This is a genomic window from Cupriavidus cauae (assembly GCF_008632125.1).
GTDB lineage: Bacteria > Pseudomonadota > Gammaproteobacteria > Burkholderiales > Burkholderiaceae > Cupriavidus > Cupriavidus cauae.
Genome location: NZ_VWRN01000023.1, coordinates 12,044 through 38,298, shown reverse-complemented (window position 1 = coordinate 38,298; position 26,255 = coordinate 12,044). Strand labels below are relative to the sequence as shown.

At 66.8% G+C, this 26,255-nt stretch carries 20 protein-coding genes and 5 tRNA genes; 11 read left to right on the top strand and 14 right to left on the bottom strand.

What is annotated here, in order from left to right; translation table 11 throughout:
* Nucleotides 1-40: 40 nt before the first annotated feature.
* The gene (ppk1, locus tag F1599_RS07335) at nucleotides 41-2,158 is read right to left on the bottom strand and encodes a polyphosphate kinase 1 (RefSeq protein ID WP_150082648.1); all 2,118 of its coding nucleotides are present in this window, start codon (nucleotides 2,156-2,158) and stop codon (nucleotides 41-43) included.
* 130 nt (nucleotides 2,159-2,288) lie between these two features.
* Between ppk1 and ppx the strand changes: the two genes are divergently transcribed.
* Nucleotides 2,289-3,821, top strand: coding sequence for an exopolyphosphatase (ppx, locus tag F1599_RS07330; RefSeq protein WP_149319842.1), 1,533 nt, complete (start codon nucleotides 2,289-2,291; stop codon nucleotides 3,819-3,821).
* Between the two features lie 168 nt (nucleotides 3,822-3,989).
* Here the strand turns inward: ppx and F1599_RS07325 are convergent, their stop codons facing one another.
* From F1599_RS07325 to fabI, 6 genes are all read right to left on the bottom strand, one after another.
* Nucleotides 3,990-4,826 carry a GNAT family N-acetyltransferase gene (locus F1599_RS07325; RefSeq protein WP_149319843.1) on the bottom strand — a complete coding sequence of 279 codons (837 nt, stop codon included), beginning with the start codon at nucleotides 4,824-4,826 and terminating at the stop codon, nucleotides 3,990-3,992.
* A 346-nt stretch (nucleotides 4,827-5,172) separates the two neighbouring features.
* Nucleotides 5,173-5,649, bottom strand: a complete 477-nt coding sequence (locus F1599_RS07320; protein ID WP_149319844.1) for a SixA phosphatase family protein — start codon at nucleotides 5,647-5,649, stop codon at nucleotides 5,173-5,175.
* A gap of 677 nt (nucleotides 5,650-6,326) precedes the next feature.
* A complete protein-coding gene (gene infA, locus F1599_RS07315; protein ID WP_006578938.1) occupies nucleotides 6,327-6,548 on the bottom strand; it encodes a translation initiation factor IF-1 in 222 nt (73 codons plus the stop codon).
* A 249-nt stretch (nucleotides 6,549-6,797) separates the two neighbouring features.
* Nucleotides 6,798-6,874, bottom strand: a tRNA-Arg gene (locus F1599_RS07310).
* Between the two features lie 51 nt (nucleotides 6,875-6,925).
* A tRNA-Pro gene (locus tag F1599_RS07305) sits at nucleotides 6,926-7,002 on the bottom strand.
* A 107-nt stretch (nucleotides 7,003-7,109) separates the two neighbouring features.
* Nucleotides 7,110-7,898: an enoyl-ACP reductase FabI gene (fabI, locus tag F1599_RS07300; protein ID WP_006578939.1), complete on the bottom strand. Its 789-nt coding sequence runs from the start codon at nucleotides 7,896-7,898 to the stop codon at nucleotides 7,110-7,112.
* A 373-nt stretch (nucleotides 7,899-8,271) separates the two neighbouring features.
* On the opposite strand from fabI, the gene F1599_RS07295 reads away from it, so the two are divergent.
* The 5 genes from F1599_RS07295 (at nucleotide 8,272) to F1599_RS07275 (ending at nucleotide 15,230) form a co-directional block, all read left to right on the top strand.
* On the top strand, nucleotides 8,272-10,161 hold the full coding sequence (locus F1599_RS07295; protein ID WP_150082647.1) for an extracellular solute-binding protein: 1,890 nt from the start codon (nucleotides 8,272-8,274) through the stop codon (nucleotides 10,159-10,161).
* Nucleotides 10,162-10,207: 46 nt separating this feature from the next.
* On the top strand, nucleotides 10,208-11,257 hold the full coding sequence (locus F1599_RS07290; protein ID WP_149319846.1) for a microcin C ABC transporter permease YejB: 1,050 nt from the start codon (nucleotides 10,208-10,210) through the stop codon (nucleotides 11,255-11,257).
* Nucleotides 11,254-12,456 (top strand): ABC transporter permease, encoded by a 1,203-nt coding sequence (locus F1599_RS07285; RefSeq protein WP_149319847.1) that lies wholly within the window; start codon nucleotides 11,254-11,256, stop codon nucleotides 12,454-12,456. Before F1599_RS07290 ends, F1599_RS07285 begins: the two co-directional genes overlap by 4 nt.
* Before the next feature lie 17 nt (nucleotides 12,457-12,473).
* The gene (locus F1599_RS07280; RefSeq protein ID WP_150082698.1) at nucleotides 12,474-14,171 is read left to right on the top strand and encodes an ABC transporter ATP-binding protein; all 1,698 of its coding nucleotides are present in this window, start codon (nucleotides 12,474-12,476) and stop codon (nucleotides 14,169-14,171) included.
* A 378-nt stretch (nucleotides 14,172-14,549) separates the two neighbouring features.
* Nucleotides 14,550-15,230 carry a C40 family peptidase gene (locus F1599_RS07275; RefSeq protein WP_149319848.1) on the top strand — a complete coding sequence of 227 codons (681 nt, stop codon included), beginning with the start codon at nucleotides 14,550-14,552 and terminating at the stop codon, nucleotides 15,228-15,230.
* 178 nt (nucleotides 15,231-15,408) lie between these two features.
* Here F1599_RS07275 and F1599_RS07270 read toward each other — a convergent pair whose 3' ends face one another.
* Entirely contained in the window at nucleotides 15,409-16,347 is a 939-nt protein-coding gene (locus F1599_RS07270; RefSeq protein ID WP_150082646.1) for a patatin-like phospholipase family protein, read from the bottom strand.
* A gap of 306 nt (nucleotides 16,348-16,653) precedes the next feature.
* On the opposite strand from F1599_RS07270, the gene gltX reads away from it, so the two are divergent.
* The 4 genes from gltX to F1599_RS07250 all read left to right on the top strand — a co-directional run bounded on the left by gltX (nucleotide 16,654) and on the right by F1599_RS07250 (nucleotide 18,784).
* Nucleotides 16,654-18,060 (top strand): glutamate--tRNA ligase, encoded by a 1,407-nt coding sequence (gltX, locus tag F1599_RS07265; RefSeq protein WP_150082645.1) that lies wholly within the window; start codon nucleotides 16,654-16,656, stop codon nucleotides 18,058-18,060.
* A gap of 316 nt (nucleotides 18,061-18,376) precedes the next feature.
* Nucleotides 18,377-18,452, top strand: a tRNA-Ala gene (locus F1599_RS07260).
* Between the two features lie 102 nt (nucleotides 18,453-18,554).
* A tRNA-Glu gene (locus F1599_RS07255) sits at nucleotides 18,555-18,630 on the top strand.
* 77 nt (nucleotides 18,631-18,707) lie between these two features.
* Nucleotides 18,708-18,784, top strand: a tRNA-Asp gene (locus F1599_RS07250).
* A gap of 142 nt (nucleotides 18,785-18,926) precedes the next feature.
* Here the strand turns inward: F1599_RS07250 and F1599_RS07245 are convergent.
* From F1599_RS07245 to trxA, 6 genes are all read right to left on the bottom strand, one after another.
* Nucleotides 18,927-20,276 (bottom strand): MATE family efflux transporter, encoded by a 1,350-nt coding sequence (locus F1599_RS07245; protein ID WP_150082644.1) that lies wholly within the window; start codon nucleotides 20,274-20,276, stop codon nucleotides 18,927-18,929.
* A gap of 130 nt (nucleotides 20,277-20,406) precedes the next feature.
* Nucleotides 20,407-22,188 (bottom strand): ArnT family glycosyltransferase, encoded by a 1,782-nt coding sequence (locus F1599_RS07240; RefSeq protein WP_150082643.1) that lies wholly within the window; start codon nucleotides 22,186-22,188, stop codon nucleotides 20,407-20,409.
* A 291-nt stretch (nucleotides 22,189-22,479) separates the two neighbouring features.
* Nucleotides 22,480-22,743 (bottom strand): type B 50S ribosomal protein L31, encoded by a 264-nt coding sequence (locus F1599_RS07235; protein ID WP_149319853.1) that lies wholly within the window; start codon nucleotides 22,741-22,743, stop codon nucleotides 22,480-22,482.
* A gap of 193 nt (nucleotides 22,744-22,936) precedes the next feature.
* Entirely contained in the window at nucleotides 22,937-23,788 is an 852-nt protein-coding gene (locus F1599_RS07230; protein WP_150082642.1) for a M90 family metallopeptidase, read from the bottom strand.
* 159 nt (nucleotides 23,789-23,947) lie between these two features.
* Nucleotides 23,948-25,210, bottom strand: a complete 1,263-nt coding sequence (rho, locus tag F1599_RS07225) for a transcription termination factor Rho (protein WP_006578219.1) — start codon at nucleotides 25,208-25,210, stop codon at nucleotides 23,948-23,950.
* A gap of 201 nt (nucleotides 25,211-25,411) precedes the next feature.
* A complete protein-coding gene (gene trxA, locus F1599_RS07220; RefSeq protein ID WP_006578220.1) occupies nucleotides 25,412-25,738 on the bottom strand; it encodes a thioredoxin TrxA in 327 nt (108 codons plus the stop codon).
* On the opposite strand from trxA, the gene F1599_RS07215 reads away from it, so the two are divergent.
* A complete protein-coding gene (locus F1599_RS07215) occupies nucleotides 25,737-26,039 on the top strand; it encodes a hypothetical protein (protein ID WP_150082641.1) in 303 nt (100 codons plus the stop codon). The two genes, trxA and F1599_RS07215, sit on opposite strands and share 2 nt — an antisense overlap.
* Nucleotides 26,040-26,255 lie beyond the last annotated feature (216 nt).

Genomic DNA, 26,255 nt, shown 5'->3' with positions numbered 1-26,255 from the left:
TTCTCTTCAGCAGGAACCAGCAGGAAAGGCCGTGTGGCCCTCAGGCGAACATCCCCAGCAACTCCATCTGGCTGACCCGCCGTTCCTTCCCCTTGCCCGTCTGCTGGACATAGCTGCCGTCCGGCTGCATGACCCAGGCCGAGCCGTTGTCGCGCAGATGGACCAGCAGCCCTTCCTGGATCACGCGCGTCTTCAACGTCTTGTCGAGGATCGGGAAGGCGACCTCGACGCGGCGGAACAGGTTGCGGTCCATCCAGTCGGCGCTCGACAGATACAGCAGCTCGGTGCCGCCGGCCAGGAAGTAGTTGACGCGATGGTGTTCGAGGAAGCGGCCGACGATGGATCGCACCGTGATGTTTTCGGACATTCCCGGCACGCCGGGCCGCAGCGCGCAGACGCCGCGCACGATCAGATCGATCTGCACGCCGGCGCGCGAGGCCTTGTACAGCTCCTCGATCACCGACGGCTCCAGCAGTGCGTTCATCTTGGCGATGATGCGCGCCGGCTTGCCGGCCCGCGCGTTGCGCGCCTCGGCCCGGATATGTTCGACCAGATTGCTCTGCATCGTGAACGGTGACTGCCACAGGTGCTTGAGCTTGATCGAGCCGGCCGTGCCGGTCAGCAGCTGGAACACGTGATGCACGTCCTCGCACACCTCCTCGTTGGCGGTCAGCAGCCCGAAGTCGGTGTACAGCCGCGCGGTGCGCGGATGATAGTTGCCGGTGCCCAGGTGCACGTAGCGGCGCAGCTTGGTCTGTTTGCTCTTCGGACCGGCAGGCTCGCGCCGCACGATCAGCAGCATCTTGGCGTGGCACTTGTGGCCGACCACGCCGTAGATCACGTGCGCGCCGGCTGATTCGAGGCGCTCGGCCCAGTTGATATTGGTTTCCTCGTCGAAGCGCGCCAGCAGCTCCAGCACGACGGTCACATCCTTGCCGTTGCGCACCGCGGTCATCAGCGCTTCCATCACCAGCGAATCGTTGCCGGTGCGGTAGACGGTCTGCTTGATCGCGACCACGTCCGGATCGTTGGCCGCCAGCTGCAGCAGGTCCAGCACCGAGCTGAAGCTCTCGTACGGATGGTGCAGCAGCACGTCGCGCTGGCGGATCACGTCGAACATCGGCGTGCCGCCGCTGAACGCCTTCACTGCGGCGGGGACGTGCGGCGGATATTTGAGGGCAGGGCGGTCGACCATGTCGGGGATCGACATCAGCCGCACCAGATTGACCGGCCCGCTGACGCGATACAGGTCCTGCTCGCCGAGCGCGAACTCGGTCAGCAGCCGCCGCGTCAACGCCGGCGGCGTTTCGGCCGCGACCTCCAGCCGCACCGCGTCGCCGTAGTGGCGCGTCGGCAGTTCGCCCTGCAGCGCCTCGCGCAGATCGGTGATCTCGTCTTCGGAGACGAACAGGTCCGAATTGCGCGTGACGCGGAACTGATAGCAGCCGTCGACCTCGATCGCCGGGAACAGCTCGTGCACGAAGCCCTGCATGAACGAGGACAGCAGCACGAAGCCGTACGGATAGCCCGACAGCGACTGCGGCATCCGCACCACGCGCGGCAGCGCGCGCGGGGCCTGCACGATCGCCAGGTCCGCCTCGCGGCCGAACGCGTCCTTGCCGGACAGCTCGACGACGAAGTTCAGGCTCTTGTTCGAAACACGCGGGAAGGGATGGGCCGGATCGAGCGCGATCGGCGTCAGCACCGGACCGATCTCGCGCACGAAGAAGTCGCGCGCCCAGTCGCGCTGCGCGTCGTTCCAGACCGTGGTCATATGGAAGAACACGCCCTCGCGCTCCAGCAGGGGGAAGAGCACGTCCTGCAGCATGGCATACTGCGCTGCAACGAGGCGCTGTGTCCGCTCGGTGATCGACTGGTAGGTCTGCTGGAACGACAGGCCGTCCGGGGTCAGGCCGGACGGGTTGTCGCGCATCTGCTCCTTGAGCCCGGCCATCCGGATCTCGAAGAACTCGTCGAGATTGCTCGACACGATGCAGATGAACTTCAGGCGCTCGAGCAGCGGCACCGCCGGGTCCGCTGCCTGGGCCAACACACGGGAGTTGAATTCCAGGATGCCGAGTTCGCGATTGAGCAGCGTACCGGGCGGGGTCGTCGACATGGGCATGACCTTCTTTGGGCGATGCGGCGACTTTTCCATAGAATCGTGTCAACTTGATGACAACGTGATTTTGTCATGACACCGACACGGCCAGGACATATTCTTCGTGCCTCGCGCGGCCGGCGATGAACGGAATGCCGCCGGTCCGTGTTTCCAGACTGCTATGACGATGAACAATACTCCACGCCTGCTCGCCGCCGTCGATATGGGCTCCAACAGCTTCCGGCTGATGATCGGCCGGGTGGACGAGATCCAGACCGCGACCGGTCCGGTCAGCCAGATCTTCCAGGTCGATGCGCTGCGCGAGCCGGTGCGCCTGGCCGCCGGCCTGACCGCCGACAAGTACCTGGACCAGCCGGCGCGGCGCCGCGGCGTCGAGGCGCTGCGGCGCTTTGGCGACCGCCTGCGCGAATTCTCGCCGGACCAGGTGCGCGCCGTCGCCACCAATACGCTGCGCGTGGCCAAGAACGCGTCCGAATTCCTGATCGAGGCGGAGAACGCGCTGGGCTTTCCGATCGAGGTGATCGCCGGCCGCGAGGAAGCCCGGCTGATCTATCTGGGCGCGTCGCACGATGCGCCTGCCTGCGCCGGCAATCGGCTGGTGGTCGATATCGGCGGCGGCTCGACCGAATTCATCATCGGCCATGGGTACTCGGCCAAGCTGATGGAGTCGCTCTATATCGGCTGCGTTTCGCACAGCCGGCAGTTCTTCCCCAGCGGCAATGTCGACGAATACGCGATGAAGCAGGCCGAGCTGGCGGCGCGCCGCGAGATCCAGGTGCTGGTGCGCCAGTACCGCAGCGCGGGCTGGCAGCAGGCGGTCGGCTCGTCGGGCACGGCGCGCGCGCTGGCCGAGCTGATCGAGCTGAACGGCATGAACGACAACGCGCAGGAGCACGGCATCACGCGGGAAGGGCTGGAGCGGCTCAAGCGCGCGCTGATCAAGGCGGAGAACACCAACCGCGTGCGGCTGGTCGGATTGAAGCCGGACCGCATCCCCGTGCTGCCCGGCGGGCTGTCGATCATGCTCGGCGTGTTTGCCGAGCTCGATATCGACCGCATGGACGTCACCGACGGCGCGCTGCGCCTGGGCGTGCTGTACGACCTGCTCGGCCGCAGCCATCACGAGGACATGCGCACGGTGACGGTGGATCAGTTCATGCGCCGCTACGGCGTCGACCGTGCCCAGGCCGCGCGCGTGCGCCAGGCCGCGCAGCGGCTGCTGGCCCAGTTTCCCGATCCGGCCAACGAACGGCGCGAGGACAATCTGGCGCTGCTGGGCTGGGCCGCGAGCCTGCACGAGATCGGCATGTCGATCGCGCACAGCAGCTACCACAAACATTCGGCCTATATCGCCACGCATGCGGACATGCCGGGATTTTCCAAGACCGACCAGGCGCGGCTCGCCACGCTGCTGCTCGGCCATGCCGGCAAGCTAGGCAAGCTGTCGGGGCGTGGCCGCTTTCTCGACTGGCGCATGCTGTTCAGCCTGCGCCTGGCCTTCGTGCTGTGCCGGCGGCGTGCCGATGTCGAACTGCCGGAGATCAGGGTCAGCCAGCGCGCCGACGCGCTGGAAGAGGGCTTCGAGGTGCGGCTGCCGAAGGCGTGGGTCGAGACCAATCCGCTGGTCGAATACAGCCTCGGCAAGGAAGCCGACGAATGGGAGCGGATCGGGATCCGCTACAAGGTGGTGTACGTCTGAAGGAAGGGGCCAACCGCCGTCGGCGGACGCGTACAGGCTGCGCCGGTGTTCTACGTCTTCCGCTTGCGGGCGAGGGCCGGACAGTGCCTCTGTTGGCCCATGGCCTGCGGGAGAGGAGGCGAGAGGAGACAGCGCGCGACTGGCGCGCCGCCTCAACCCCTCAACCTCTTAGCGCTGCAGCCCGAGGAAATGCCGCGCGTAACGCGGATTCATGTCCCCGACGCGCAGCAGCGTGAGGAAATCCGCCACGTTGAAGTCCGGATCCCAGGCCGGCATGCCGCAGATGCGTGCGCCCAGGCGCAGATAGCCCTTGATCAGCGCCGGCGGCTCGACTTCCAGGTCCTGGTTCAGCTCGTGCACCGGCAACGGCAGCCGCGGAAACGCGTGGTATTCGATCGGCGCCAGATAATCGCGCGCGAACACGCGGCTCAGGCTCGCGGCGATATGGCCGCCATCGTTGATCGGCACGCTCGCGCAGCCGAGCATCGACTCGATGCCCCAGCGCTGCAGGTACTCGCCCAGCCCGCCCCACAGCGCCATGATCACGCTGCCGGTGCGGTAGTCGCGATGCACGCACGAGCGGCCCAGTTCGACCATCTTCGGCTTCAGATGCGCCAGCCGGACCAGGTCGAATTCCGATTCGGCGTACAGGCAGCCGATGCGCTTGGCCTGGTGCGGCGGCAGCACGCGGTAGGTACCCACGACCTTCAGCGTGGCGAGGTCGCGCACGATCAGGTGGTCGCAGTAGGCATCGAACATGTCGATGTCGAGCTCGGGCGACGAGGTCGACAGGCGCGCGCCCATCTCCTCGGCAAATACCTTGTAGCGCAGGCGCTGCGCTTCGACTACTTCGTCCTGGTGGCGCGCCCACGCCACGCTGAGAGCAGGCGCTGCATCTTGCTGCGCAACGGATTGGCGATGAAGACGCCTCCGGCCCGGATGGCCCGCCAGGCCATTGGGCAAGGAATCGAAGAGCGGCTGGGTAGGCGTCGGGAGGTCTCGCATCAGATGTCCTTTCGATGACAACATGGCTGCGAAACAATGTAGAGGGGAGCGGTGACAGAGCCGTGAACCGGCGATGACGGTTGCGTGACCGTGCTGCCGTGGCAGATGAGGGCGTGGCGGCATGAACCTGTCGCGACAGAGGACGTCGCGGCATGAGGACGTCGCGGCATGAGGACGTCGCGGCATGAGGGCGTCGCGGCATGAGGGCGTCGCGGCATGAAGGCGTCGCGGCATGAGGGCGTCGCGGCATGAGGGCGTCGCGGCATGAAGGCGTCGCGACATGAAGGCGTCGCGACATGACGGCGTGGCGACGATCACCTCGCCACGCAGCGCCGCCGGACGAAGGTCACAGGAATTCGGGATTGATCACCGCACGCAGCACGACCTGGTCCTCGTGCTCGCGCGTGCGGGCCGTCAGCCACCAGATGCCGCTCTTGCGGATGCTCCAGCTGATCTCCGTGCCGGCGAGCAGTAGAGCCGCGAGCCGGCCGATCCAGGGCTGATGGCCGACCACGACCGTGGTACCGGCCGCATGCGGCCAGTCGATCGCCGCCAGCACGTCGGTGACATCGCTGTCTGGCGCCAGCGCGGGCACCACCAGCGCGTCGGCGCGCAGCGCCGCGGCGGTTTCGCGGCTGCGCTGCGCGGGGCTGCACAACAGCCGCGCATCGGGTGGCAGATGCGCCCGCAGCCAGGCGGCCGAGGCTTCGGCCTGCTTGCGGCCGCGGCGGGTCAGGGCACGTTGCAGGTCCGCGGCGCGGCCCATGCCGGCAACATCGGGGAGCGCTTCCGCTTCGGCGTGGCGCCACAGGATCAGGTTCATTGCTGGAGATCGGCACGGCGCGAATGCCGTGCGGTGGTCGTTCGTGTTGGAACTCCGGAAACCGGTACCGGCTCCGTCTGGATCGGTTCGACTGGGGTGTCGGGCCTGCGTTCGACGCGGCGTCCGGTCCGTGGTGTCGGCGCCGTCTTCCGGTGCGTGGCCGGCCAGTCGATGCCGCGGTCAGTATCGCGCACCGACATGGCGTGGGCAATGCGCCGCCATGCCGGTGACAGGATCAAGTCACCGGGCGACGCGGGAGTATCGGCGGCGTCGATGACAGCAAGATGACGGTCGCGCGACGGTCACAATGCGTGTCGTGACGGGACGACCGGCAACGAGACGACCGGCAAGGGGTAAGGGAAGAGCGACGCCGGGGCGACCAGCAATGAAGAGAGCGGCGACGGGGCGACCGGCAAAGGGGCGACCGAAGGCGGGGGCCGTGTCGAACTTCAGGGGGAGGGCGGCGCGGTCGATGCCAGTACACCGGCACCTCGAAGGGGTGCGGCGAGGCATCTTCCCGCCAGACGCGCGAACGCCACCGTCGCGGTCATTCGGATCGAGTGACCGCGTGCAAGCTGCGCTGGGTGGGAGGCACGACGCGGCCAGGCGACGAGCAGAATCGCGTCGTCGCCGCGACGCCGAACAGGAGCGAAACCGTTGGACCGGGCGGTCCGGTATCAGCTCTTGTGACGGAAGTTGATGCGACCCTTGGTCAGGTCGTAGGGCGACATTTCCAGCGTCACGCGGTCGCCGGCCAGAATACGGATCCGGTGCTTCTGCATCTTGCCCGATGCGTAGGCCCAGATTTCCACGCCGTTTTCCAGCAGCACGCGATAGCGGTTGTCGGGCAGCGCTTCCGAAACGACGCCGCCGAATTCAATGAGTTCTTCCTTAGCCAAGCTTCCTTCCTTTGTGGCTCCATGATGGGCAGCCGGACGGCCGCCTTTGCGGATGCGCGATTATAGCACGAACGCACCTGCAGCATTTTGGGTTCCGGGCGCCTGCCTTTAGTTCCCGTACGCGGGCGGGAACCGGCGAAACGTGGTGTCGGCGCGGCAGGCTTTGTGAACCGGCGGCGATAAAAGCAGAGGGGAAATCGGGCGGAATAGTCTCCGCCTGGGAGTGCCTTTGCCGCCACCAAAGAGGTGTGGCCCGCCCTGCACGATTCGAACGTGCGACCGCTCGCTTAGAAGGCGAGTGCTCTATCCAACTGAGCTAAGGGCGGTCGGAAGAGAAAAAGGGTTAGCCGGCCGTGGCCTGCTAACCCTTGTCGTTCTGGTCGGGGCGACATGATTCGAACATGCGACCCTCTGATCCCAAATCAGATGCGCTACCAGGCTGCGCTACGCCCCGAAGCCGCGCATTGTATCCGTCGGCACTGCGGCGGTCAAACGCGATCGGCGGTGCACAGACAGCCCGGTTATCCGTCCCTGTTCGCCCCTGTTCGGCCCTCTACGACCTTACTCGCCTTCCGGCAGGCTGGCGCCGACGATATTGAAGCCCGCGTCGACGTACGTGATCTCGCCGGTCACGCCGCTCGACAGGTCCGACAGCAGGAAGGCCGCGACGTTGCCGACTTCCTCGATGGTGACGTTGCGGCGCAGCGGGGCGGCTTCCTCGAAGTGGCCGAGCAGCTTGCCGAAGCCCTTGATGCCCGAGGCGGCCAGCGTCTTGATCGGGCCGGCCGAGATGCCGTTGGCGCGGATGCCGCGCGGGCCGACCGAGGCGGCCAGGTAGCGCACGCTGGCTTCCAGCGACGCCTTGGCCAGGCCCATCGTGTTGTAGTTGGGCACCACGCGTTCGCTGCCCAGATAGGTCAGCGTCAGCAGCGAGGCCTTGTCCGACAGCAGCGGCAGCGCGGCCTTGGCGAGCGCCGGGAAGCTGTAGGCCGAGATGTCGTGGGCGACGCGGAACGCCTCGCGCGACAGGCCGTCGAGGAAGTCGCCGGCGATCGCCTCGCGCGGGGCGAAGCCGATCGAATGGACCAGGCCGTCGAGCTTGTCCCAGCGCTGGCCGAGCGCGGCGAAGGTGGCGGCGATCTGCTCGTCGCTCGACACATCGCATTCGAATACCAGATCGCTGCCGAATTCCTTGGCAAAGTCCTGGATACGGTCCTTGAAGCGCTCGCCGACATAGGTGAAGGCCAGTTCCGCGCCTTCGCGCTTGCAGGCCGACGCGATGCCGTAGGCGATCGAGCGGTTCGACAGCAAGCCGGTGATCAGGATCCGCTTACCTGCCAGAAATCCCATAAGTTCTCCATGGTGGTCTTGTGATGCGCGTTCGCGGCGCGCCGGCGTGGGGCACGCTGCCGGGCACGGTTCGTGCTGAGCCTCGCCGGGCCGCAGGGCCGGATGACCGACCCGCTTGCCGTACCGGATCGCCGATGGCGAGCGGGCAGGCCCGTTGCGGCCGCGGCCACGCCGCGTACTGGAATGTCCGGATGGCTGGAACGCCGCCGAACGAAGGTAAAATTGTCGCACAACTTGGCCCGGGCACCGACCGCGGCCGTACTTGGCAAGCGAAGTTCTGGGGGAGGGCATCGACCGGATGCAAAGGCAAGCAGCAGGGCCGTTTTCGGCATGGCATCGTATCCGGGCGCGGACTCGCACCGGCCTGGTCCAGATGCTGGCACGGTCCGCCGCAGCCGCCCTGGTGGCCGCGCTGTTGCCGACGATGCCGACCACGGCATGGGCCGCGCACGGCTTCGCGCTGCACGGCGACCTGAAGTACCCGCCCGACTTCCACCATTTCGACTACGTCAATCCCGATGCCCCCCGCGGCGGCACGCTGACGTTGGCGAATCCGGACCGGCGCACCAGCTTCGACAAGTTCAACCCGTTCACGCTGAAGGGCGTCGCCGCGCCGGGCCTGACCTCGCTGATGTTCGAGTCGCTGCTGATCGGCAGCGCCGACGAGACCGCCAGCGCCTACGGCCTGCTGGCCGAGGACGTCTCGGTGGCCCCCGACGAGCTGTCGGTGACCTTCCGCATCCATCCGCAGGCGCGCTTCCACAACGGCGATCCGGTGCTGGCCAGCGACGTCAAGTATTCCTTCGACATGCTGATGAGCAAGGCTTCGAGCCCCGGCTATCGCAGCATGTGCGCCGACGTCAAATCGCTGACCGTGATCGACGACCGAACCGTGCGCTACGACTTCAAGCAGCGCAACGGCGAGCTGCCGCTGATCGTCGGCTCGCTGCCGGTGTTCTCGCGCAAATGGGCGGCCAAGGTGCCGTTCGAGAAGCTGACCTTCGAGACGCCCGTCACCAGCGGTCCCTATCTGATCGAGCGCTACGACGCGGGCCGCGGCATCATCTACAAGCGCAATCCGAACTACTGGGGCAAGGACCTGGCGGTGCGGCGCGGCACCTTCAACTTCGACCGCGTGGTGTACCGCCTCTACAAGGACGAGACCGCGCGGCTGGAGGCCTTCAAGGCCGGCGAATTCGACGCCATCGTCGAGTACCGCTCCAAGAGCTGGGCCAAGAGCTATGTCGGCAAGCGCTTCGCCAACGGCGAGCTGATGAAGACCGAATTCCCGCACCGCAATGGCGCGGGCATGCAGGGCTTCGTGATGAACATGCGCAAGCCGCTGTTCCAGGACGTGCGCGTGCGCCAGGCGCTGATCCTCGCGCTGGATTTCGAATGGCTGAACCGGCAGCTGTTCTACGGCGCCTACAAGCGCCTCGACAGCTGGTTCTCCAACAGCGAACTGGCCGCCAGCGCAACCTTCGACGGCCGTCCCGGCCCCGGCGAGCTGGCCTTGCTGGAGCCGCTGCGCGACCAGCTGGCGCCCGAGGTATTCGGTCCCATTGTCACGCAGCCGACTACCGAGCCGCCGCGCTCGCTGCGCGACAACCTGCGCGAGGCGCGCCGGCTGCTGGCGCAGGCGGGCTGGACCTATAGCGACGGCGCGCTGCGCAACGCCAGGGGCGAGCCCTTCGTGTTCGAGTTTCTCGACGACGGCGGCGCGATGAGCCGCGTCATCACGACCTATGTACGCAACCTGGAGAAGCTCGGCATCCAGGTCCATCAGCGCACCACCGACTTCGCGCTGTACCAGAAGCGGCTGGAAGACTTCGACTTCGACGTGGTGTCGATCCGCTTCCCCGATTCGCAGAGCCCGGGCAACGAACTGCGCGATCGCTTCACCAGCGAGGCGGCCTCGATGCCGGGCTCGGACAATCTGTTCGGGCTGAAATCGCCCGCGGTCGACAAGCTGGTCGACCAGGTGCTGCGCGCGCATACGCGCAAGGACCTGATCAATGCGTCGCGCGCGCTCGACCGCGTGCTGATGCACGGCTACTACGTGGTGCCGAACTGGTACAGCGCCTCGCATCGCGTGGCCTACCGGCGCGAGCTGGTCTATCCGCAGCGGCTGCCGTACTACTACACGGCCGAGGGCTGGGTGCTGAGCAGCTGGTGGCGCAGCGATGTGCCCGCTGCGCAGGCGAAGGCGGCCCAGGCGAAGGCAGCCGAAGCGAAGCCAGGCCCGGCCAAGGCGGCGCGCTGAGCGCGGCGATGGCCGCGACTGACGCCAAAGGACAACAGGAAACGGCATGCTGGCCTATCTGCTCAAACGCGTTCTGCTGATGATCCCGACGCTGATCGGCGTCATCACGCTGACCTTCGTCGTGATCCAGTTCGTGCCCGGCGGCCCGGTCGAGCAGATGATGATGGAGCTCAAGGGCCGCGGGGGCGGCGGCGAGGCCAGCGGCGGCGGTGCCGAATATCGCGGCCGGCGCGGCGTCGACCCCGAGAAGATCAAGGAGATCCAGGCGCTGTACGGCTTCGACAAGCCGCCGCTGGAGCGCTACTGGATGATGCTCAAGCGCTTTGCGCAGTTCGATCTGGGCCAGAGCTACTTCCAGCACCGCAGCGTGTGGGAGCTGGTCAAGTCCAAGCTGCCGGTGTCGGTCAGCCTGGGCCTGTGGACCTTCTTCCTGACCTATCTGATATCGGTGCCGCTCGGCATCGCCAAGGCGATCCGGGCGGGCAGCCGCTTCGACGTGGTGACCAGCATGATCGTGCTGGTCGGCTACGCGATCCCGGGCTTCGTGCTGGGCGTGCTGCTGCTGGTGCTGTTCGGCGGCGGCACCTTCGTGCAGTGGTTCCCGCTGCGCGGCCTGACCTCGGACAACTGGGAGCAGCTGTCATTGATGGGCAAGGTGATGGACTACCTGTGGCACCTGGTGCTGCCGATCACCGCGTCCGTGGTCGGCAGCTTCGCCGTGGTGACGATGCTGACCAAGAACGCGTTCCTGGAAGAGGTGCGCAAGCAGTATGTGCTGACCGCGCGCGCCAAGGGCCTGTCGGAGCGGCGCGTGCTGTGGAAGCATATCTTCCGCAATGCGCTGATCCCGCTGGTGACGGGCTTCCCGGCGGCCTTCATCGGCGCCTTCTTCACCGGCTCGCTGCTGATCGAGACGCTGTTCTCGCTCGACGGGCTGGGCCTGCTGTCCTACGAGGCGGTGCTGCGCCGCGACTATCCGGTCGTGCTCGGCACGCTGTACCTGTTCACGCTGATCGGCCTGGTGACCCGGCTGATCTCCGATGTCTGCTACGTGCTGGTCGACCCCCGCATCCATTTCGAGGCCATGCCGCGATGATCCCGCGTTGGCAAACTCCTTTCCGCTCGACCCCGCGGCCGCCGCGCCTGGACCGGCTGCCGTCCTCGCTGTCGCCGCGCCAGCGCGCCTGGCAGCGCTTCCGCCGCAACCGGCTCGGCTACTGGAGCCTGATCGCCTTCGTCGTGCTGTTCGTGCTCAGCATGTTCGCCGAGGTGCTGTCGAGCGACCGCCCGCTGGTGGTCAAGTACCGCGGCGAGTGGTATTTCCCGATCGTGCAGACCTATGCCGAGACGACCTTCGACGGCGACTTCCCGACCCCGACCGACTATCTCGATCCCTTCATCCGCCAGCGCATCACCAGCAACGGCAACTGGGCCATCTATCCGCCCAACCGCTATTCGTACGACACGCTGAACTACTTCGCCAAGGAGCCGAATCCCGCGCCGCCGTCGTCGGAGAACTGGCTCGGCACCGACGATCGCGGCCGCGACGTGCTGGCGCGGCTGATCTACGGCTTCCGCGTGTCGGTGCTGTTCGGCCTGGCGCTGACCGTGATCGGCGTGGTGATCGGCACCATCACCGGCGCGCTGATGGGCTTCTTCGGCGGGCGCTTCGATCTGATCTCGCAGCGCGCGATCGAGATCTGGAGCTCGATGCCCGAGCTGTATCTGCTGATCATCTTCGCGTCGATCTTCGAGCCGAGCCTGGCGCTGCTGATCATCCTGCTGTCGCTGTTCGGCTGGATGGGTTTGTCGGACTACGTGCGCGCCGAGTTCTACCGCAACCGCTCGCTCGACTACGTCAAGGCGGCGCGCGCGCTGGGCCTGTCCAATGTGCAGATCATGTGGCGCCATATCCTGCCCAACAGCCTGACGCCGGTGATTACCTTCCTGCCGTTCCGCATGAGCGCCGCGATCCTGGCGCTGACGAGCCTGGACTTCCTTGGCCTGGGCGTGCCGCCGACCACGCCGAGCTTGGGCGAGCTGCTGGCGCAGGGCAAGGCCAATCTGGACGCGTGGTGGATCTCGCTGTCGACCTTCGGCGTGCTGGTGGTCACGCTGCTGCTGCTGACCTTCATGGGCGACGCGCTGCGCGATGCCTTCGATACGCGGCTGGGCCTGGCGGCGCTGCGCGGCCGGGTCGAACCCAAGCTGCCCGACCCCTCGGCGGGATCGGCGGGCGGACCGGCGGCGGACGCCGCGGCGGCGGGGCAGTCCGCCGCGGGAGCGCGGCCATGAACGACCTTCCGATCACGATGCCGCCGCAGCCCGTGGGCGCACCCCCGGACGCCGCCGACCCGGCGCTGATCCGCGTCGACCGCCTATCTGTGACCTTCGGGGACGGCCCGGAGGCGACCCGCGCGGTGCGCGATGTCAGTTTCTCGCTGCGACCCGGCGAACGCTTCGCGCTGGTCGGCGAGTCCGGCTCCGGCAAGACCGTGACCGCGCTGTCGATGCTGCGGCTGGTCGAGGATGCGCGCTACCAGGGCGCGATCCACTTCGGGGGGCGCGACCTGCTGCGTGTGCCCGACCGGGAGATCCGCGCGATCCGCGGCAGCGATATCGCGATGATCTTCCAGGAGCCGATGACCGCGCTGAACCCGCTCTATACCGTCGGCAACCAGATCGTCGAGACGCTGGAGCTGCACGAGGGGCTGGACAAGCGCGCCGCGCGCGATCGCGCGATCGCGCTGCTCGAGCGTACCGGCATCGAAGAGGCCGCGCACCGCTTCGACAGCTTCCCGCACCAGCTGTCGGGCGGCCAGCGCCAGCGCGCGATGATCGCGATGGCGCTGGCCTGCCGGCCGAAGCTGCTGCTGGCCGACGAGCCGACCACCGCGCTCGACGTCACCATCCGCGTGCAGATCCTCGAGTTGCTGCGCGACCTGCAGGCCGAGTTCGGCATGGCGGTGATGCTGATCACGCACGACCTGAACATGGTGCGCGCGTTCGCCCAGCGTATCGGCGTGATGGAGCAGGGCGTGCTGGTCGAGATCGGCGAGACCGCCGAGGTCTTCGCCAACCCGCGCCATCCGTATACGCAGCGGCTGATCGACAGCCGCCCGCGGCGCGACGTGGTGCCGGTGCTGCCGCTGGCGCCGACCCTGCTGAGCGCGCGTGGACTTGACGTCAACTACACGCGCAAGCGGCGCGGGCTGGCGGGCTGGTTCGGGCGCGACGTGGTGCGCGCCGTCAAGGAGGTCGACTTCGATCTGCGCGAGGGCGAGACGCTGGGCATCGTCGGCGAGTCCGGCTCGGGCAAGACCACGCTCGCCCATGCCGTGCTGGCCTTGCAGCGCAAGAGCGGCGGCCAGATCCAGTTCCTCGGCCGCAGCCTGGACCAGGTCAAGCGGGCCGAGCGAGCGTCGCTGCGGGCCCGGCTGCAGGTGGTGTTCCAGGACCCGTTCGGCTCGCTGTCGCCACGCATGACGATCGAGCAGATCGTCGGCGAAGGCCTGGCGCTGCATCAGCCCGGTCTGTCGCGCGAGGCGATGCGTGAGCGCGTGATCGAGGCGCTGCGCGAAGTCGGGCTGGACCGGACCGCGCTGGGACGCTATCCGCACGAATTCTCCGGCGGACAGCGCCAGCGCATCGCCATCGCGCGCGTGCTGATCCTCAAGCCGCAGGTGGTGGTGCTCGACGAACCGACCTCCGCGCTCGACGTATCGATCCAGCAGCAGGTGCTGGCGCTGCTGGCGCAGCTGCAGCGCAAGTACAACCTCAGCTACCTGTTCATCAGCCACGATCTGGCCGTGATCCGGGCGATGGCGCACCGGGTCATCGTGATGAAGGGCGGCGAGGTGGTCGAGGCGGGCGAAACCGAGGCGGTGCTGGGCGCACCGCAGCATGCCTACACGCGCAAGTTGATGCGGGCCGCCCAGCTCGGCATGGATTCGGTGCTGGGGCGGGGCCTGGAACCGCGTCCTGGAGACGTGGGCGGCTGGCGGGGTTGATCCCGCCGATGTCTCCGCTCCATGTCCGCGCTCATGTCCGATATTGCGGTCAATCGGAAGAATTAGCGTGCAAGTCCCTCGCTATTCCGTTGATTACATGGCGATTTCGGCCGATTTTGTAACGAACTTTGACATCGCTGGCGTGACCTTATACCATCCCGCGAGAACTTGATGTGTGGGTGGTTTGCACGCCGCACGTCTCCTGGCGGATGCATGCACGCCGTGCCCCGACGCCGTTGTCGGGATGATTCGGTGCCGACATCCGCCCTCGGCAGTTTTTCCACATAGTCATCTCCGATCCACACGACGATGGATTGCCGCGTCGCGTGAGGGATCGTGTGATTTGAACCATCCGAACCGGAACCAACGGGAGAACCCATGCAGCGAACGGTGCTTCATTCCCTGGCGCGTGCCGCCATCGGACTGACCCTGGCATGCGGCGCGGCCTTGTCGAATGGAGCCCTGGCTGACACGGTGTTCAAGGAACCCGGCGCGGAGCTGAGCGTCGAGGCCCCGCAGCAGTCCGAGCCGAGGAAGGGCCTGCTGTCGTCGATGATGAATTCGACGAGCCATGTCGCCAACAAGGCCGGCGACCTGGTGATGAACGCGCTCGGCCTGATCGGTGTCCGTTATCGCTTCGGCGGCAACACGCCGGAATCGGGCCTGGACTGCAGCGGCTTCGTCCGCTACGTCTTCAATGACACCTTCGGCTTCATGCTGCCGCGGCGCTCGGTCGAGATCAGCCGCGTCGGCACCAACGTCGCCGCGCACGAGCTGCGCCCGGGCGATCTGGTGTTCTTCAACACGATGCGCCACGCGTTCTCGCATGTGGGCATCTATATCGGCGACAACAAGTTCGTGCACGCGCCGTCGACCGGCAGCAAGATCCGCGTCGACGACATGCGTTCGGCCTACTGGGTCACGCGCTACAACGGCGCGCGCCGCATCGACGATATGCCCGAGCGCGACAACGGCGCGGCAGGCGGCATCGGCGGCATGGTCGAGACGCTCAAGCGCTTCGATCCGAACGCCAGCGGACGCACGTTCTACGGCGGCTGAGCGGCGAGGGCGCCGCGCGGCGCCGATCGGTGCGACACGGTGTCGAATCGGCGCCAATCCGTGCCGATCGCCATGCAACAAAAAGGACTGCCTCGGCAGTCCTTTTTGTTTGCCTCTTTTATTTGCGCGGTCGTTCCTTGCGCTCGCCTTGTCCACTTCCGCGCCTGCTTCCCGCCGCCTACTTGCCCGCAATCGGAGCGACCGGCTGCAGCCGCGCCTGCGCCAGCTTCTCGCGCAGCGCGGGCAGGGCGGCGACGGCGGCCTTCTCGCCGGCCAGGATCGCGCGGTTGCGCGCGCCGAAGTCGCTGCCGCTCATGTCGGGCAGATCGGGACGGATCACCACGTCGGCGCGCGCCAGCGCAAGCCGGTTGATCGATTGCCCCATGATTGCCGTGGTCTGCAGCAGCACGCCGCTCTGGCCGGCATTGTTCTGGCTGGCCGGATCGGCCGAGATATTGACCGCGATGACGAAGTCCGCGCCCATGCTGCGTGCCGAATCCACGGGCACCGGCTCGACCAGGCCGCCGTCGACATAGTCGTGCCCCTGGATCGACACCGGCTGGAACACGCCCGGCACGCTGCTGGAGGCGCGCACCGCCTGTCCGGTGTTGCCGCGCCGGAACAGGATCGCGCGGCCCGTCTTCAGGTCGGTGGCGACGATGCCGAGCGGGATCTTCATCGCCTCGATCGGCCGGTTGTCCACCAGCCGGTTCACATAGTTCTGCAGCGCCTCGCCCTTGAGCCAGCCGCCGAATCGCGTGCCGAACGGCAGCGCCCAGTCGGCGATGGTGGCCTCGTCCATCTTCAGCGCATGCTTGTTCAGCTCGAAGCCGTCCATGCCGGAGGCGTACAGCGCGGCGACCACGGCGCCGGCGCTGGTGCCGGTGACCAGGTCGGGGCGGATGCCGTGCGCTTCCAGCGTCTTGATCACGCCGATATGGGCGAAGCCGCGCGCGGCGCCACCGCCCAGCGCCAGGCCGATGCGGATGGGCCGCGGCGGCGGCGTGACCGCGGACGGTTCGGCGGGAGTGTCAGGCTTGGGGCCCAGGCTGCAGGCCGCCAGCAGGGACGCCGCGGTGGCGCCCGCCGCCGCGCTCAGGAAGGTACGTCGTTGCATGCCGGAAATGAAAGGGTCGGGCGGGAGGTCGGTCCGCCGGTCCGCCGGTCCGCCGGTTCGTCGGTTCTTAAGCGAGCCACCGGCGCCATTCGAGGGCGGGCCCGGCGGGGCAGCGGTTCGGACGGGGCGATAGCATAAACGATTCCGCCGCGCGGCCTGCGGAACGGGCAGGGGTGACAGATATGCCTGCCGGGAGTGACAGGGGCCTTTGCTACAATAACCCGCTCCGAATCGTCGGCCCCGCCTGTTGCTGCGCGGGCCTTTTTGTTTGCCGAGTTTCCGCGGTATTCCCCCTGTTTCCCGTCTATGACCACACGCGTCCGCACCCGCTTCGCCCCGAGCCCGACCGGCTTCATCCACCTGGGCAATATCCGCTCCGCGCTGTATCCGTGGGCCTTCGCCCGTCGCATGAAGGGCGATTTCATCCTGCGCATCGAGGACACCGACGTCGAACGCTCGTCGCAGGAAGCGGTCGACGTGATCCTCGAAAGCATGGAGTGGCTGGGCCTGGACATCGACGAGGGCCCGTTCTACCAGATGCAGCGGATGGACCGCTACCGCGAGGTGGTCCGGCAGATGCTCGACGCGGGCCTGGCCTACCACTGCTATATGAGTACCGAGGAGCTGGACGCGCTGCGCGAGGAGCAACGCGCGCGCGGCGAGAAGCCGCGCTACAACGGCTTCTGGCGGCCCGAGCCGGGCAAGGTCCTGCCGACGCCGCCGGCCGGCGTCGATCCGGTGGTCCGCTTCAGGAATCCGATCGGCGGCAGCGTGGTGTGGGACGACGCGGTCAAGGGCCGCATCGAGATCTCGAACGACGAGCTCGACGACCTGGTGATCGCCCGGCCAGACGGCACGCCGACCTACAACTTTTGCGTGGTCATCGACGACCTCGACATGAAGATCACCCATGTGATCCGCGGCGACGACCACGTCAACAACACGCCGCGCCAGATCAACATCATCCGCGCGCTGGGCGGCACGCCGCCGGTCTACGCGCACCTGCCGACCGTGCTGAACGAGCACGGCGAGAAGATGAGCAAGCGCCATGGCGCGATGGCGGTGACCGCCTATCGCGACGAAGGCTATCTGCCCGAGGCGGTGCTGAACTATCTGGCGCGGCTGGGCTGGGCGCATGGCGACGCCGAAATCTTCTCGCGCGATCAGTTCGTGGAGTGGTTCGACCTCGAACACCTCGGCAAGTCGCCGGCGCAGTACAACCCCGAGAAGCTGGCCTGGCTGAACAACCACTACATCAAGGTCGGCGACAACGAGCGGCTGGCCGAGCTGACCCGACCCTTCATCGAGCAGCTGGGTGGCAAGGTGGAAGGCGCCGACCTGGTCGGCGTGGTCGCGCTGGTCAAGGATCGCGCCAATACGCTCAAGGAGGTCGCGCAGACCGCGCTGCTGTTCTATCGCGGCGAGCCGCAGCCCGATCCGGCGCTGAAGGCAGAGCACCTGACCGCCGAGATCGTGCCGGCCGTGCGCGCGCTGGCCGAGCGCCTTGCTGGCCTGGCCGAATGGCGTCGCGAGGCGATCTCCGCCGAGTTCAAGGCGGTGCTGGCCGAGTTCGGCCTGAAGATGCCGAAGCTGGCGATGCCGGTGCGGTTGCTGGTGGTCGGCCAGCTGCAGACGCCGAGCATCGACGCGGTGCTGGAACTGATCGGCCGCGAAACGGTGCTGCGCCGGCTGCAGGCCGGTGTGGGTGCCTGATTCAGCAAAAAAAGTTGCGGCAGGGGCTTGCGCTTTTGCCGCGACTTGCGCATAATCTCTTTCTCCCTGCAGCGCGGTTCAACACCAAGCGGGCATCACGGCAGTACCGCGGCGGTAACGGCGGCGAATATCCGAAGCGATATCGACGACAAACCGAAGCAGTAAAAAAGTGAAATAGGGGCTTGCAAAAAAGCAAGGCTGTTATATAATCTTGGCTTCGCTGGAAACGACAAGATAATCGCTTCGGTAAAACGAAGGATAATCTGGAAACGAAGGGCGAAACGCCGGTGGCAATAACGGCGGCAGCAGTACTTATGGGGCTATAGCTCAGCTGGGAGAGCGCTTGCATGGCATGCAAGAGGTCAGCGGTTCGATCCCGCTTAGCTCCACCAAAATTCCAGCGGTAACATCAGCAGCACGGTGTTATCCGTTTCCGCAAAGCGGCTCGCCGCGATGCGCGAAACAAGACGGAACGTGTTGAAAAACAGGTTTCTGTCCCCTTCGTCTAGAGGCCTAGGACATCACCCTTTCACGGTGAGTACAGGGGTTCGAATCCCCTAGGGGACGCCAGATAATGGGCGTAATCAAACGTCCAGATTATTGGTAAAGCCTGCACCTCGGTGCGGCAATATCGATAAGCCGACTAAGGAGTGGTAGTTCAGTCGGTTAGAATACCGGCCTGTCACGCCGGGGGTCGCGGGTTCGAGTCCCGTCCACTCCGCCAAAACTGAACCCGCATGGTTAACGCCATGCGGGTTTTTCTTTTTGGTTTTCCTTTTTGGCGCGGGATTTTGCCGCCCGATTCGTCCGGGCGGAAGGGCGGAGCGCCGCGAGTGCCGTGGGTTCGACCTCTGGTCTCAATCCCCTCAGCTGCGCTCCTCGCTGATCCGAATGAAATAGAACACCAGCAGCGCCCCGGCAATCGCCAGGCTCAGGCTGTTGGCCAGCCAGAAACCGGCGGCGCCGTGCGTGAACGCCGGCATCCCGTCGATCAGCCCGAAACCCAGCACATAGCCGCCGCCCAGGCCGATTCCCCACAGCGACACCGCATAGATCACGGTCGGCACCAGCGCAATCTTGTAGGCGCGCAGCACGAAGGCCGTGGTCACCTGCACGGCGTCGAAGGCCTGATAAAGCGCGACGAAAGTCACCAGCGGCAGCGCGGCCTGTACCACCGCCGCATCGCTGGCATAGGCCCGCAGCACCGGCGCGCGCAGCAGCCATAGCGTTGCCCCGACCGCCAGCGCCAGTGCCGCCGCCAGGCGGATGCCGCGCCAGCCGACGCGACGCGCGCCGGCCCGGTCGCGCGCGCCGACCGCCTGCGCCACCAGCGTCGAGGTGGCAATGCCCAGCGACAGCGGCAGCATATAGGCCACCGCGCCGAGGTTGGCGATGATCTGGTGGCCGGCCAGCGTCACCGTGCCCAGCCGCGTGATGAAGACCGACATCAGCGTGAACGAGGTGATCTCGATCAAATAGGTCAGCCCCATCGGCACGCCCAGCCGCAGCAGCGCCCACAGATGCGAACGCATCGGCCAGCTCCACGCGGCGAAGATGCCCAGCGGGCGATAGGCGCCGCCATGGCGCAGGATCAGCGCGCCGGACAGGCACCACATCCAGCTGATCAGCGTCGACGCCAGCGCGCAGCCCGGCCCGCCCATCGGCGCCAGGCCCAGCCCGCCATGGATGAACCACGCGTTGAGCGGTATCTTGACCGCCAGCCCCAGCAATTGCAGCAGCGTCACCATGATCGGCCGCGACAGCGCATTGTTCAGCGCCGAATAGATGCGAAAGCCCAGCGCGGCGGGCAGGCCGAACGCCTGCAGATGCAGGTAGGCGGTGGCCTTGTCGACCAGTTCGGGCGGCGCCTTGGCGAACGCCAGCAGCGGGCCCGGGAAGCTGAGCAGCAGCATGCCCGGCACAGCCAAGGCCAGCCCGAGCCACGCGGCCTGGCGCACCTCGACGCCGATCTCGGCGTGGCGGCCGGCGCCATAGAGCTGGCCGGCGATCGGCGCCAGCGCCTGCAGCACCCCCATCAGGCTGATGTAGACCGTCACGTAGATCGAGCCGCCCAGCCCGACCGCGGCCAGGTCGGTGGCCGAGGCGCGGCCTGCCATGATGGTGTCGATCACGCTGAAGGCGATCACGGCCAGCTGGCCCACCAGCACGGGGCCGGCCAGCGCGGCGATGCGGCGAAGGTCCTGGGTCAGGGTCATGGTCGTTCGAGGGCGCGGGCCGGGCGATGGCAGGACAGGTGCGCGAGGGCGCCGGGAGGGGCGGAGCAAGGGCAGGCAGGGCTGGCAGGCAAGGAAGCGCCGGCTGCCCGGCGCTGGCCGCGACCGCCGATCAAGGCTGCCGCGGCAGCCGGCGCGTGCTCTTGCGCGGCGGCGGGGCGGGCGGCTTTTCGATCAGCTGGTACATGCGGAAGCGTTCATCGCGGTCCGAGGGGCGGCGGCCTTCCCAGATCAGCCGCCATTCGAAGCGCGAGATGCTGGACGGCTCGCCGTAGTCGACCGGGTCGTGCCGCAGCAGCACGTCGCAGCCGTCCTCCGGGCCGCCGAAGCGGAAATGCCCGAAGAACGCGAACGAGGCCAGCTGCGCGTCGCCCATGCGGATCGGCTGCACGCACTCGTAGGTGGTCGGCAGCGCCATCGAGGCGGCCTCGGCCACGTCGCGGTAGGTCTTGCCGTAGTTGATCGACGGCAGCCACAACGTCATCGCCATCACCCACATCAGCGTGGTGCCGGCGGCCGAGATCACCACCGGGCGCCAGATCTGCTTGGGCGCGCGCGACAGCCGCCAGCGCACCACCAGCACCCAGGCCGCGGTCGCCGCGAGCGCGAACAGCACCGCGCTGGCCGAGAACACATGCAGGTAGCCGGGCAGCTGCTTGAAGATGTTGTTGGCGATCCGTGGCGGCCAGCCGGTCGTCTTGGCCAGCCACATGAACCAGACGGTGCCGCCGAAGATCGTGAAGAAGAGCAGCGCGAACCAGTCGATCGCGTTGATGGTCGCGCGCGTCAGCGTCGGCAGGCCGAAGGCCGCCAGCACCGCCATCGGCGGCAGCAGCAGGATGAACTGCACGTCGCCGGGCTGGCGCAGCATCAGCAGCAGCACGAACAGCGGCAGCAGCAGCGCCAGCGGCAACGCGACATGGGGACCGCGCCGCATGCCGGCCCAGCTCAGCCAGGACCAGATCGCGATCGGCCACACCGGCCACGAGAACAGGAAGAAGTTGCGGGCGACGAAGCCGATGGCGAAGCCGTTCGGCCAGCTGTAGGTACGCCGGTCGTAGCGCGACCATTCGCGGATGAAGGCGACCGCCTCGTCGCGATGCGCGGCGCCGAAATAGGTCGCCGCCATCCACGCCGCGACCATCGCCAGCGCGATCGGCAGGGCGATCGTCAGCACGCGCCGCAGTGGCAGCGGCTTGCAGACCAGCGCGCCGATCAGGATCGCGGCAAACAGCGCCAGCGGCAGGATCGGCCCGCTGGCCAGCGTCAGCGCGCCCAGGCCGGCGCCCAGCCACAGCGCGCCCTGGGTCGGCATGTCGAGGCTGCGCACCAGGCCATACAGGCTCATCGCGACGAAGCAGACCTGGCCGACCTGCGGCGTGGTCTCGTGCCCGCGCATGGCCAGGCCGACGCAGGCCAGGAAGATCAGCAGCGCGCCATCGGCCAGCGTGCGGCCGTAGTCGCGCGCATTGGGCTGGCCGCCGAAGGCGAAGGCGAAGGGCTGCACCTCGGCACGGCGTCCGAGCAGATAGGTCGCGTACCAGATGAAGGCGCAGGTCGCGAAATAGAACAGCGCGGTGGCGAGCCGCGCGGCATCGGGCGCGCCAAGCCACCCGCCGGCCAGGCGGATCATCGTCGCGCCGACCCAGAACACCAGCGGGCCGTCCTGCCCGTAGGGCCGGCCGGCGATATTGGGCATCAGCCAGTCGTGCAGCCCGCCGATGGCCAGCTGCCACATCACGCCGAAGCCGGCGGCGTCCTCGTTCTTCCACGGGTCGCGGCCGAACAGGCCGACGGCGCCGTAGATGATGCAGATCGCCAGCAGCAGGGCGCGGGGCAGAGCCCCGGTGGCGGCGGCGGTCAGGTGGACGCGGGAGGCTTTGACGGGACTCATCGATCGGTCAGCGGACTGGGCGGCGTGGATTGGCGCCGGCTTGGGCGTCGGTTTTGGCGTCGGCTTGAGCGCCGGCCAGGGCGCCGGGCTCGCACCGGACTGGGCGGGCGCGGTCGACGGCGTGCATGGGAAAGACGACCGCGCTGCGCCAGACGCGTTGCAAAAGCAAAGAGGCAGCCTGGGCTGCCTCTTTTAACACAATGTGCACCGGTTCCTGCAGGAAGGCGCGCATCGGACGGCGGCAGAAGGCATGCGGGATGCGCTGCCGGCGCCGTCTCTGGTCCAGCCGGATTACTTCGCGGCCTTGCCCAGCTTGCTGCCGAACTTCTGGCGGAACTTCTCGACGCGGCCAGCCGTGTCCATGATCTTCTGGGTGCCGGTGTAGAACGGGTGCGATTCCGACGACACTTCGATCTTGGCCAGCGGGTATTCCTTGCCATCCTTCCAGGTGATCGTTTCCTTGGTCTGGATGGTTGAGCGGGTCAGGAAGCTGAAGTCGCACGACACGTCGACGAACACGACTTCGCGGTAATTCGGGTGAATGCCTTCTTTCATGGTGTTTCCTTGCAGGTTGGGTAGCCAGTCCGCGGCCGCCATTGCTGTTGCGCTTGCTGTTGCGATCGCTGGCGGCGAGCGAACCACTTGCCGGTGACGGACAAACGCGGATTATGGCAGAGAAACAAGGACTTGGGCAAGGTGCAACAAGCAGCGCGTCGTTGCGCCGTAGTGCTGCTTTATGCCTCATATGTCACATCGAGGCGGGATCCTGCCGGTAGAACGTCTTCAACAGCCCGTACAGCGCCGGCCAATGCCGCGAAAGCCCGGCCGGCTCGACGAAAAACGCCTCGGAAGCGACCGCAAAGAACTCGCCCGGCGTCTCGGCGCCATAGGGATCGATCACGCGCATCGGCGCCGGCAGGCGGTCCGGCTCGTCCCAGGCGGCGTCGGGCACCGCGTCGCAGGCGTCGGCAAAGCGCTGGTATTCGGCGTCGAATGTCTGCCCCCACTGGCTTCGCTGCACGCCGGCATGCAGCGCGCGCGAGAAGGGCGGCACGCCATCGGCCTCGCCATCCAGCATGTCCAGCTTGTGGGCGAACTCGTGGATCACCACGTTGTAGGTGTCGTCGGGCTGGTCCGCGGCGGCGTCCAGTCCCGCGCCCGGCAGACTGGCGTCGGGCCAGGACAGGATCACCGGCCCGTGCTCCCATGCCTCGCCGCTGGCCTCCTCGACCACGCCATGCACCAGGCCGATCTCGTCCTCGACGGTTCGCCGGATGATGAATTCGCCGGGATACAGCACGATGCCGTGCCAGCCGCGATACCACTCCAGGCCAAGCCGCAGGATCGGCACGCAGGCCTGCGCCGCGACGCTGACCACCATCTCGTCGGTCAGCACCAGCTCGTGCGCGGTCGAATATTCCTTGTCGGCGATGAACAGCGTGGCCAGCTCGCGCAGCGCCGCCAGATCGTCGCTGCCGTAGCGCTGCAGGAAGGGCAGCGAAGATACGGTCTGCCGCCACAGCGCGTCGTCGATCGCGTAGCGGCGCAGCTTGCGCTGGCGCGAGCGGGCATGCAGCAGTCTGGCGAGGCGGGCGAGCATGGCGGCAATCGGTTCAGTCGGTGAATACGGGGAGCGTGGCTGAATACGGCGAGGTGTGAATACGGGCAGCGTGGCGCGGACGGAAAAAAGGCGCGCCGTGGCGCGCCTTGACATCGAGCGATGCAAGCCAGTCGGGCGATGCGCCCGGCGAGGGCGGCCTCAACCGCCGCGGCGCATCATGTCGAAGAATTCGGCGTTGTTCTTGGTCGCCTTCATCTTGTCGAGGATGAATTCCATCGCCTGCACTTCGTCCATGTCCGAGATGAACTTGCGCAGCACCCAGATCTTTTGCAGGATCTCGGGCTTGATCAGCAGTTCCTCGCGGCGCGTGCCGGACTTGTTCAGGTTGATCGACGGGTAGACGCGCTTCTCGGCCAGCCGGCGTTCGAGGTGCACTTCCATGTTGCCGGTGCCCTTGAACTCTTCGTAGATCACGTCGTCCATGCGGCTGCCGGTCTCGATCAGCGCGGTGGCGATGATGGTCAGCGAACCGCCTTCCTCGAGATTGCGCGCGGCACCGAAGAAACGCTTCGGACGCTGCAGCGCGTTGGCGTCGACACCGCCGGTCAGCACCTTGCCCGAGGCCGGCACCACCGTGTTGTAGGCGCGCGCCAGACGCGTGATCGAGTCCAGCAGGATCACCACGTCGCGCTTCAGTTCGACCAGGCGCTTGGCCTTCTCGATCACCATCTCGGCCACCTGCACGTGGCGGATCGCCGGTTCATCGAAGGTCGACGCCACCACCTCGCCGCGCACCGAGCGCTGCATCTCGGTCACTTCCTCGGGACGCTCGTCGATCAGCAGCACGAACAGGTCGGCTTCGGGATGGTTGTTGGCGATCGCGTGGGCGACGTGCTGCAGCATCACGGTCTTGCCGGACTTCGGCGAGGCCACCAGCAGCGCGCGCTGGCCGCGGCCGATGGGCGCGATCATGTCGATGATGCGGCCGGTGATGTTTTCCTCGGCCTTGATATCGCGTTCGAGCGTCAGCGGCCGGTTCGGATGCAGCGGCGTCAGGTTCTCGAACATGATGCGGTTCTTGACCGCTTCGGGCGGCTGCCCGTTGACCTTGTCGACCTTGACCAGCGCGAAATAGCGCTCGCCATCCTTGGGCGTCCGCACCTCGCCCTCGATCGAATCGCCGGTATGCAGATTGAAACGGCGGATTTGCGAGGGGGAAATATAGATATCGTCCGTGCTGGCCAGATACGACGTTTCGGGCGAGCGCAGGAAGCCGAAGCCGTCAGGCAACACTTCCAGCGTGCCGTCTCCGTAGATGGTTTCGCCCATCTTGGCGCGCTTCTTCAGGATCGCAAACATCAGTTCCTGTTTGCGCATCCGCTGTGCGTTGTCGATCTCGAGGGTCGCGGCCATTTCGAGAAGGGCAGACACGTGAAGCGATTTGAGTTCTGTCAGGTGCATAGACGAGGGGTACAGATGGGGCCCGGACGGGCGGAAGCAAAGGAAGGGGAAAGAAATGAGCGAACGCTCGGGGAAGTTGTAGGGGGCATCTTAGCACAATCCGACCGGCGCACCAGAGCCGGGGCGCCAGCCGGATCGTGGCCGCCCGGGAGGGCGGCGATGCCTGTCGCGGCGCGCGTTGCGCGGCGCCGCGCGGGGCAATTACAGGTTGCCGTCGAGGAAGGCGGTCAGCTGCGACTTCGACAGCGCGCCGACCTTCTGCGCCGCGACCTGGCCATTCTTGAACAGGATCAGCGTGGGGATGCCGCGGATACCGAATTTGGCCGGCACCTGCTGGTTCTCGTCGACGTTGATCTTGGCCACCTGCAGCTTGTCGCTGTAGTCCTTGGCGACTTCGTCCAGGATCGGCGCGATCATCTTGCAGGGGCCGCACCATTCGGCCCAGAAGTCGAGCAGCACGGGCTTGTCGGATTGGAGGACGTCGGCGTCGAAGGAGGCGTCGCTCACATACTTGATTTGTTCGCTCATGGCGGAAAACCTCAGGGTTCGCTCGGGGATATCAAAAGGCTGGATTATGCCGAACCGCTACATTACACGACTTTTTCGCGGCTCGTCGGGGCCGGCCATATTGCGCCGGTTGATGCTGCCCGGATTGGCTGCCGGGATTGCCGCCCGGATTCGCAATACCGAAGATGGCGGCGGCGGCCTCGAATTCAACCGTCCCGCCGTCGCCCGCATGCCTGCGAACCGTGCGGTCCCGGCGCCGTCGGCATGGCCTCGTACCAGGGATGGCGCCATTTTGCCGCGCTCGGCGCCGCGAAGCCAATGATGCCTTTCAATCGGCGTCAGAGATTTTGTCAATATCGCCCGCTTGTGCATCGGGCGCTGATGCATCGGGTTTTCCCGGTGCGCGGCGGCGGCCGCGCTCGCCCTCGCGCTCTCTCTCGCGCTCGGCCTTGCGTTCGCCCTCCAGTGAGCCCTTCAATGAGCCCCTCGGTAAGCCCCTCAGTAAGCCCTTGACTGAGCCGCGCTTGCCGTGGGCCGG